Here is an 8,735-nt window from a genome sequence, read left to right as displayed (position 1 = left end):
CCAGGGAAAAGGGCTTGCCGGTACTCCTGCCGAGAAAGGCTGAAACAAAAAAGAAAACTAAAAATAATATTATTTTTTCTTCCAGCGGCCTGCTAGCAGCCGGTAAATTCAGAGGAAGGGGATTACCGGTACTCCTGCCGAGAAAGGCTGAAACAAAAAAGAAAATTAAAAATAATATTATTTTTTCTTCCAGCGGCCTGCTAGCAGCCGGTAAATTCAGGGGGAGGGGCTTGCCGGTACTCCTGTCGAGAAAGGCTGAAACAAAAAAGAAATCGCGTTCAAAACCCTTTGCGGGTTTGCTATCCTGAAATATTCTGGGGACATTCTTGCACAGGAAAGCGGCCCCGCCCAGAGGGAGGAAATCACCCCTTCGCCTCTACCAGAGGGAGCTGCACCGTGGCCACGAACAGGTCTCCGTCTGTGCGCACAAAGAACTGGCCCCCGCAGGCCTCGGTAAAGCTTTTGGCAATGGACAGCCCCAGGCCGCTGCCCTCGGTGGTGCGGTTCTGGTCGCCCCGCACAAAACGGGCGGTCAGGTCCTCGCCGTTCATGGTGATCTCTGTTTTCGACACATTGCGGACGCTCACCTGGGCCATTCCCGACTGGGCCGAAAGGGTCACATACACCCGGGAGCCCTCCAGGGAGTATTGGGCGCAGTTGCGAATCAGGTTCTGAAACACCCGGTACAGCCGCTGGCCGTCCGCGTGGACAGTCATGGGCGCGTCGGGAATGTCTACCCGCCACTGTAACTGAGAGCGCTGCACCGTCTCCTCCATCTCCGCAAAGGTCTGCTGCAGCAGCCGCCCGATGTCCAGGTCCGCCAGGTTCAGGCTGATGTTGCCTGTGGCTGCTTTCGACACCTCGAACACGTCCTGCACAATGCTGTTCAGCCGCTGGGTCTTCTGGCTGAGGATGTTCACATAGTCTCTGGCCGTGTCCGGCAGGCCGGGCTCCTTTTTCAGCAGCTCCACATAGCTGATGACAGAGGTCAGGGGGGTCTTGATGTCGTGGGACACATTGGTGATCAGCTCGATTTTGGTGCGGTCGGCTTTGGTGCCCTCCTCCACCGCTTTTTGTACGCCGGTGCGGATCATGTTCAGCTGCATGGCGCAGTCGTACAGGTTGCTGGTGGGGGGCACATGGTTCACCGCGTTCAGGTCGCCGCCGTACATTTCCGTAATCTGGTCCATGAGCAGGTGCCAGTCCCGCAGGTCCCGCTTCAGGGCCAGAATGTACCACCACACCGTGCCCACCACGGCGGCAGTGGCAATCAGGGGGATGGTCAGGGCCAGCTTGTCCCGGATGGGGGCGGGCCTGCCGGAAAGGAGATTCATGACGGCAACAAAGCCCGCCGCGCCCAGAGCCGCCAGGGCCAGCACAATCAAAATGGTGCTGTACACCCGGCGCACCGCCCGCTGCTCAAAGGTGGTCATGTCCCCATAGCGGTTGACCCGCACCAGAATGGAGTGGATGATGTTGTGGCCGAAAAACCGGTGGTTGCGGCCCACGTCCAGGCACAGCAGATAGACCGCCAGCACCCCGGCCACGCAGAACAGAAACAGCCGCTCCGTGCCGGTCCAGCCAAGCAGGCTTCTGCCCAGCAGAAAAAGCAGCCCCAAAGCCAGCAGCTTTGCCTCCACCCAAATCCGGCCCAGCCCCCGGGCTACCATGCCCTCAAAGGCCCGGCGGTCCCGGCGGAAGGCAAAGATCAGGGTGAGGGCTGTGATGAGAATGGCCGCCGCGCAGCCGATTTTCAGCCCGTATTCATACACAAGGTTCTCGCCCCCAGGGGTCTGGGTATACTCCCACACGCCGGCGGCTTCGTTATAACGCTCCTGCAGGCTGGGGGGGACGGTGGCGGCAAAGTCCTGCACGCTCCCGGCGGCGTATTCCAGCATACCCGGGTTGACCAGCACCAGCGCCGCGAACACCGCCGCCAGACAGCAGGCGCACAGCACCAGCAGCAGGCAGGCCCAGGAGAGAAGTCCCTTAAAGGTGTTCGTGCTTTTCAAATTTGTATCCAATGCCCCACACCACCTTCAGATATTCCGGCTCGCTGGGGTTGATCTCAATTTTCTCCCGAATGCGCCGGATGTGTACCATCACAGTATTTTCTGTAGAATAGGCCGACTCGTTCCATATCTTGCTGTAAATCTCCTCGGCAGGGAAGATGCGGCCCGGGTTGCGCATGAGCAGCTCCACGATCTTGGTCTCGGTGGCGGTGAGCTTCACCGGCTCCTCGTCGGCATACAGCACATGCTCGTCCAGATGAAAGCGCAGCCGCCCGTTGATAATCACGTTCTCTCCCTGCGAGTTGATGTCGCCCAGGCTGGTGTAGCGCCGCAGCTGAGACTTGACCCGGGCTGCCAGCTCCTGGGGGTTGAAGGGCTTGGTGACATAGTCGTCGGCCCCCATAGAGAGGCCCAGCACCTTGTCGCTGTTCTCGCTTTTGGCGGAGAGGACGATGATGGGCAGGTTTTTGCCCTCGCGGATGCGCATAATGGCAGAGAGGCCGTCCAGGCGGGGCATCATCACATCAATAATAATAAGGTGGATGTTGCGGGTAGCCACCAGGTCCAGGGCCTCCATGCCGTCGTAGGCCTTATAGACGAAATAGCCCTCGGCCTCCAGGGTGAGGGCGATGGCGCGGACGATTTCCCGGTCGTCGTCGACCACGAGAATATTTTTGTTTTCGGGTTCCATAGAGGGGGCCTCCTTGTACAGGTTGGTTTTAGTATAGAGGGGAATTCTTAAGAAAGGGGGCGGAAAATCTTACGAAAATCATACATCATCCGGCGGCAAAAATCAAGGGGGGCTATCGCGGGCGGGAGGAGAACAGATTGCGCGGTCCTCCGACTTGCGCGGTGCGCAAGTCGCCGAGTTCGCGTTGCGAACTCTTGTGTGTTGAAACCTCTAAGGAAAGCAAATTACGCGGTCCAGGGGCGTTAGGCCCCTGGCGGATTCTTAAGGCAGAGCCTGCGAGTTCACTTCGTGAACTCGGCCGCCGGAGGCGACCTTGACCTTGAACTTAGGCGGCGCAGACAACAAAGGGGCGAGGTACAAGTCCACCTAACGAGAGCGGTGGGAACGGAGTAAAGCTGCGCCGCCGTGGCACCTAGCGAGGTCGACCAAAGGGAGACCAGCGGCCTGTTAGCAGCCGGTAAATTCAGGAGAAAGGGCTTGCCGGTACTCCCGCCAAGAGAATCTGAAACAAAAAAGAAAATAAAAATAATATTATTTTTTCTCCCGCCCCCCCGCCCCAAAATACCAACCCCGAAGAAGCCTATGCGTAGTAAAAGCGATAGTAAAAGCGATAGTAAAAGCAAGAGGGAAAACGAGAGCAAAAACGCAGCGCATTCGATAGGAGAAACGATAGACATATAAGATAAAGAAGAAGAAAAAGAAAAAGAAGAAGACATTCCCCCAAACCCCCAAAGGGGGCTTTCCCATCTCCATTCTCTTTTTGTTTTTTAAAAGAAACCCAAGCCCCCTGTTCTTAAACCAGCCCCCTGCCTCATACCCTGTAAGAGAAAGGCGGGATAACCATGAGCAAAGCGACGGCGTTTCTCAAACGGAGCTGGCCGGCGCTGGCAGTGGCCGCAGTGGCCCTGGCCCTGGGCGCGGCGGCGTTGTGGGAGCTTGCGGGCCGGCAGAGGGAGAGCGTGGCGGCCAGCGCCGGGGTCACCAACTGGGGCCTGAGCTTTCAGCAGGAGGGCCAGCCCCCCACGGCCAACGCCACGGCGGACTATCTGGCCCAGTTCGACAGCGTCTACTGCGTGCCCACTGAGGAGAAAATCCTCTACCTCACCTTTGACGCGGGGTTTGAGAACGGCAACACCGAAAAAATTCTCGACGCCCTGAAAAAGCACGGGGCCAAAGCCACGTTCTTTCTGGTGGGGAATTATTTTGAGACCCAGCCCGACCTGGTGCGCCGCATGGCGGCGGAGGGCCACACCGTGGGCAACCATACCTACAGCCACCCCGACATGTCGAAAATCAGCGGCCGGGAGAGCTTCCGGCAGGAGCTGGAAAAAAACGAGGCCCTGTACCAGCAGACAGTGGGGGAGGAGATGCCCCGGCTCTACCGCCCGCCCCAGGGGAAGTTCTGCGAGAGCAACCTGAAAATGGCCCAGGAGCTGGGCTACAAAACCGTGTTCTGGAGCCTGGCCTATGTGGACTGGTATGAGAACGACCAGCCCACCCCCCAGCAGGCCTACAACAAGCTGCTGCCCCGGGCCCACCCAGGGGCTGTGGTGCTGCTGCACAGCACCTCCAAGACCAACGGGGACATTATGGACGACCTGCTGGGCAGATGGGAGGAGCTGGGCTACAGCTTCGGGGACCTGGGGGCCCTGCTGGGAGAAGAGCAGGAGGCTCCGCCGGATTTTCAGAGCCTTTACGGGGCGGGCTGACAAAAGAAATTTCTCCGGCGGCTTGATTTTTTGCCGCCCCCGGGTGTATACTGGTGCTGGGTGATGCTTCGTGTTCAAGAAAAAACAATCTCTGCCCTTCGGGCGTTCCATTGCGCCGGACTGCTCCTACTGCTGCCGCAACGGCGGGGTCCAGGGCGCGCCGGTGTGCGCGCTGGGCCGCAGGCCCGGCCCAGAGGGGGGCTGCCCCAAGTTCCGCTACGACCCCCTGGCCCGCCGGCCCCGGCCAGCCCCCAGCCTGCGCCCCGGGGGCTGGGACCCTGAGGACTTCAAGCTATAAGAACTTGTGCCAACAGGAGTTTGCACCTGCCTTTTGGGCGAATTTCACGGTTGGCTGTGTTGCAGACCACTCACGGGATTGCCTGCGGATTTGCGCCTTGGCAACAGCAAAATTTGCTCGAAAATACAGGCATAAATCTGATTGGTACAAGTTCTAAAAAAAGCGCTCTCCGGTCCGCCGGAAAGCGCGTTTTTCTTTTTCTGACCAGTGAAGCGGGGCGAAAGCCTCCACACTGCGGCCAGCCCCGCCATTCTCTCGACTGCCGCGAAGCCTGCCGCAGTCAGCCGCACAGACGATAATTTTGACCGGCGAGGGGCACCAAGCCTCCACACCCCCGCTCCCGGACCCCAGAGAGCCCCTACAGGGCCCCTCCCGGCTGGCAGGAGGGGGTAGAACCCCGCCGCCCCGTCACCGGCCTTAGAGAGCCTCTCAGGGCCTGCTATGGTTGGCAGGAGCAGGAGTGTCAGAGTTGGCCTTGCAATGGCTGGCGGGGGCCTCCTTCTGTCGGGCAAACGCCGGGAGAGCGGGTAAACGCCGGGAGAGGCAGGCGAACGTCGGGGGAGAAGACTGTCCCCCCAACCCCAACACGTGGCCAGCCGCCCATTCTCTCGACTGCCGCGAAGCCTGCCGCAGTCAACCGCACAGGCGGTTATTTTGACCAGCGAGGGGCACCGGGTGTCCACACTGCGGCCAGCTGCCCATTCTCTCGACTGCCGCGAAGCCCGCCGCAGTCAACCGGCACAGGCGGTTATTTTGACCGGCGAGGGGCACCGGGTGTCCACACTGCGGCCAGCCCCGCCATTCTCTCGACTGCCGCGAAGCCTGCCGCAGTCAGCCGCACAGGCGGTTATTTTGACCAGCGAAGGGTCCCAAGCCTCCATACCCCCATTTCCGGCCCCGGAGAGCCCCTACAGGGCCCCTCCCGGCTGGCAGGAGGGGCAGAGCCCCGCCGCCCTGTCACCGGCCTTAGAGGGCCTCTCAGGGCCTGTTCTGGCCGGGGGTGTTTTTGTGTGCCCTCAGGGTTTGGCGGTGGCCCCAATGGACGCCGATATGCCCCACGCCCAGCAGGGCTGCTGCCAGGAGCATCCACAGCACCCGGCCATAGAGCCCCAGCAGCAGGAAAGCCGCTACCGGCAGCACGGCCCCGGGCAGGGGGACGCCCAGCAGGCTGCGGTAAAGGTCCTCTGGCTGGCGGGGGCTGCGGAGATACCTCAGCCACCACAGCTCATAGAGGAGCATCAGCAGCAGCGAGGCGGCAAGCCATAGGCTCCAGGGGGACCAGGGGCGCAGGTTGAAGTCAGTGAAGACCAGGGCGCAGCAGGTGACAGCGGCCTGCCCCAGCCGTTCCAGCAGGACCAGCCCCCGGTTCTCCCCCTGGGCGGTGCAGCCCTGGGGCATATGCCGGGCCCACAGCAGGCTGGGGACCAGGAGCATGGCCAGCCAAATGGCCCCGATGTAGGAAAAACCCAGACGTCCCATGCTGTCCCTCTACTTGAAGTAGAGCATGTTGTTCAGCAGCCGGTCCTGGGGGCCGTAGAGCCACTGACCGTTCACATACAGGTTGGTAGAGCCGCCGCCGTCCAGGTTGACAGCGGACTGACAGCCCTGAGCGGCCATGATCTGGGACATTTCATACAGGCTGCCCACTGCGGTGAGAATGACCAGGTTCCCGTCATACCGCACGCCGATGCACACCCGGCGCACCCCCAGGCCGGTGTCCAGGGTGGCGAAGCCCTCTTGGGCATAGGTGGAGCTGTTGCCGTAGGGCGCGCCGTTCTCCACGATTTTGGGGCCCACGCCCAGAGAGAGGAGGATGTCCTGGGAGTCCGCGCCCTCATACTCCACCGAGAGCTCCATGTGGGCCCCTGTGGAGAAGGCGGCCTCAAAGGCGTCGCCCCGGGGGGTGCGCAGGGCCAGCACATAGCCGCTGGCGGGAATGCTCACGTTCTGGCCCCGGTAGACCCCGGTGACCATGCCCCGGCTGTCCACCACAGCGGCAAAGCCTGCGGTAAAGCCCAGGCTCTCCCCCCAGTCCCGGGTAAAGACAATGCGGCTGCCGTCGTTGTTGCCGGGGAGGCGGTTGACCAGCAGGCCGGGCACGGTGCGCTGTCCGCCGTTGGCAGCGGTGACTGTGCCGCTGATGCGGGTGGCGAAGTTCTGCACCGAGAACTGGCCGGAGGAATCCATGACAATGGCGGACTTGGCGGGGGAATACCGCTCGAAGGTGGTAATAATTCTGCCGTCGTCAATTATGGTGCCCAGGGCCTCGTAGCTGGACATGTCGAAGAAGGCGGCGTTTACGGCGATTTTGGCCCCGGTGCGGCTGACCATGGAGCCCACGCTCTCGCCCCCCCGCACCCGGCCCTTGGGCATGGCCACCCCGGCGGTGAACTTGTCCGGGTCAAACTCCACGGCCCGGAAGGAGGTGCCGTACAGCCGCTTGCGGATGATTTTGTAGCCGGAGGAGCGGATGTTTTGCAGCAGCTTGGAGAGGATGACCGCGGCCTCGGCCCGGGTGGCGGTGCCTTTGGGGGCAAAGCGCATGTCCCCCCGGCTGGAGATGACCCCGCCCCGCTGGCAGGCGGTGACGCTGGCCCTGGCGTAGCCGGAAATCTGGTCCTTGTCCACAAACAGCATGGGGCCCTGGGTGGCGGGCAGCTGCTGGCCGGTGGCCTGCACAAACTGGTAGACCATCACGGCGATATCCTGGCGGGTCACCTTGCCCGAGGGGTTGAACAGCCCCCCGCCGGTGCCGCTGATGACCCCGGCCTCGCTGGCCCAGTTGATGCTTTTTTTGCCCCAGTGGCTGTTAGAGACGTCGGAGAAGCGGCTTTTAAAGTCGTACTCCTTGAGCTCGGCGCTGGTGAGGGCGCATTTGGAGATCATGGTGGCGAACTCCGCCCGGGAGAGGGTGCCGTTGGGGTCAAAGGTGTTGGCGGTTTTGCCGCTGATAATGCCCTTTTGGGCCATGTCCTCCACCGCGTTGGCATACCAGGCCCCGGCGGGCACGTCGATAAACCGTGAGGCGCTGGCGCACACCGGCAGGCCCCCGCACAGCAGGGCCCCAATCAGCAGCAGCGCAAAGCCGCGCGTCAGTTTCTTTTTCATACATTTCTCCTTTCAAGAGGAATTTATTGATACATTATACCACACCAATCGACAAATGTCCAGCGTAACACTGGCCCAGCGTGACGCTGGACCCAATTCGCGGGGTGCGCTGGCAGGCCAGCGCGGAGTGGGTGCTGGTAGTTGGGCTTGTGGTCGCGGTTTGGGTGTGGGTGCTGACAGCGGGGGTTTATGGGGCGTTGGTTGACAAAGTTGATATAACAGGCCCCCTGTGTGCGGGGTGTAGTGGGGGGAGTTGGGGGTTATGGTCGCGGTTTGTTGCGGGTGCTGGCCGCGGACTTTTTTAAGGGCTCTGCCAGGGTGACGCTGGACTTAATTCGTGGGGTGCTGAGTTGACGAAGTCAACTCATAGGCACTGACAGCGCGGGGTGGGTACGGGGAGCGAGGTTTGTGGTCGCGGTTTGGGGGTGGGTGCTGACAGCGGGGGTTTGTGGGGCGTTGGTTGACAAGGCCGACATAGCAGGCCCCCAGCGTGACGCTGGACCCAATTCGCGGGGCGCGCTGGCAGGCCAGCGCGGAGTGGGAGGGGGTAGCGAGGCTTGTGGCCGCGGTTTGTTACGGCTGCTGGCCGCGGACTTTTTCAGCGCGACACCGTGGCTGAATCGCAAATCAGTGAGTTGGCGAACTCAATTCATAGGCACTGACAGCGCGGGGTGGGTGCTGGTAGTTGGGCTTGTGGCCGCGGTTTGGGGGTGGGTGGGGGCGGCGGGGGTTCGTGGGGCGTTAGTTAACGAGGCCGACTTTATAGGTACTGTCAACGCGGGGTGTGGTGAGGGCGGCTTAATAGCATCGTGGTAGGAGTTTGCTCTCAGCAGGGCCCAAAAGTCGGGCAACCCAATAGCGTCGTGGTGGGGCCTTGCTCTCAGCAGGGCCCAAAAGTCGGGCAACCTAATAGCGTC

General features: G+C 61.4%; 7 protein-coding genes. 3 read left to right on the top strand and 4 right to left on the bottom strand.

Annotated features, from left to right (window positions below):
- Positions 1 to 308: hypothetical protein (locus tag ACTO5E_RS08960; protein WP_482303076.1), on the top strand; the 308-nt coding region annotated here is incomplete at its 5' end.
- Between the two features lie 54 nt (positions 309 to 362).
- Here the strand turns inward: ACTO5E_RS08960 and ACTO5E_RS08955 are convergent.
- Positions 363 to 2,012: a sensor histidine kinase gene (locus ACTO5E_RS08955; protein WP_482303075.1), complete on the bottom strand. Its 1,650-nt coding sequence runs from the start codon at positions 2,010 to 2,012 to the stop codon at positions 363 to 365.
- On the bottom strand, positions 1,990 to 2,703 hold the full coding sequence (locus ACTO5E_RS08950; RefSeq protein ID WP_482303074.1) for a response regulator transcription factor: 714 nt from the start codon (positions 2,701 to 2,703) through the stop codon (positions 1,990 to 1,992). Before ACTO5E_RS08950 ends, ACTO5E_RS08955 begins: the two co-directional genes overlap by 23 nt.
- Positions 2,704 to 3,545: 842 nt before the next feature.
- Between ACTO5E_RS08950 and ACTO5E_RS08945 the strand changes: the two genes are divergently transcribed.
- Positions 3,546 to 4,412, top strand: coding sequence for a polysaccharide deacetylase family protein (locus tag ACTO5E_RS08945; protein WP_482303073.1), 867 nt, complete (start codon positions 3,546 to 3,548; stop codon positions 4,410 to 4,412).
- 70 nt (positions 4,413 to 4,482) lie between these two features.
- Entirely contained in the window at positions 4,483 to 4,710 is a 228-nt protein-coding gene (locus ACTO5E_RS08940) for a hypothetical protein (RefSeq protein ID WP_482303072.1), read from the top strand.
- 978 nt (positions 4,711 to 5,688) lie between these two features.
- Here the strand turns inward: ACTO5E_RS08940 and ACTO5E_RS08935 are convergent.
- Both ACTO5E_RS08935 and ACTO5E_RS08930 read right to left on the bottom strand, forming a co-directional pair.
- Positions 5,689 to 6,189 (bottom strand): hypothetical protein, encoded by a 501-nt coding sequence (locus ACTO5E_RS08935; RefSeq protein ID WP_482303071.1) that lies wholly within the window; start codon positions 6,187 to 6,189, stop codon positions 5,689 to 5,691.
- A 9-nt stretch (positions 6,190 to 6,198) separates the two neighbouring features.
- Complete coding sequence (locus ACTO5E_RS08930) at positions 6,199 to 7,818, bottom strand: S-layer homology domain-containing protein (protein ID WP_482303070.1); 1,620 nt, start codon at positions 7,816 to 7,818, stop codon at positions 6,199 to 6,201.
- Between the last annotated feature and the right edge of the window lie 917 nt (positions 7,819 to 8,735).

The organism is Acutalibacter sp. (genome assembly GCF_056800975.1).
Note: the sequence above shows the minus strand (reverse complement) of the source record. Positions and strands in the feature narration are given on the sequence as shown.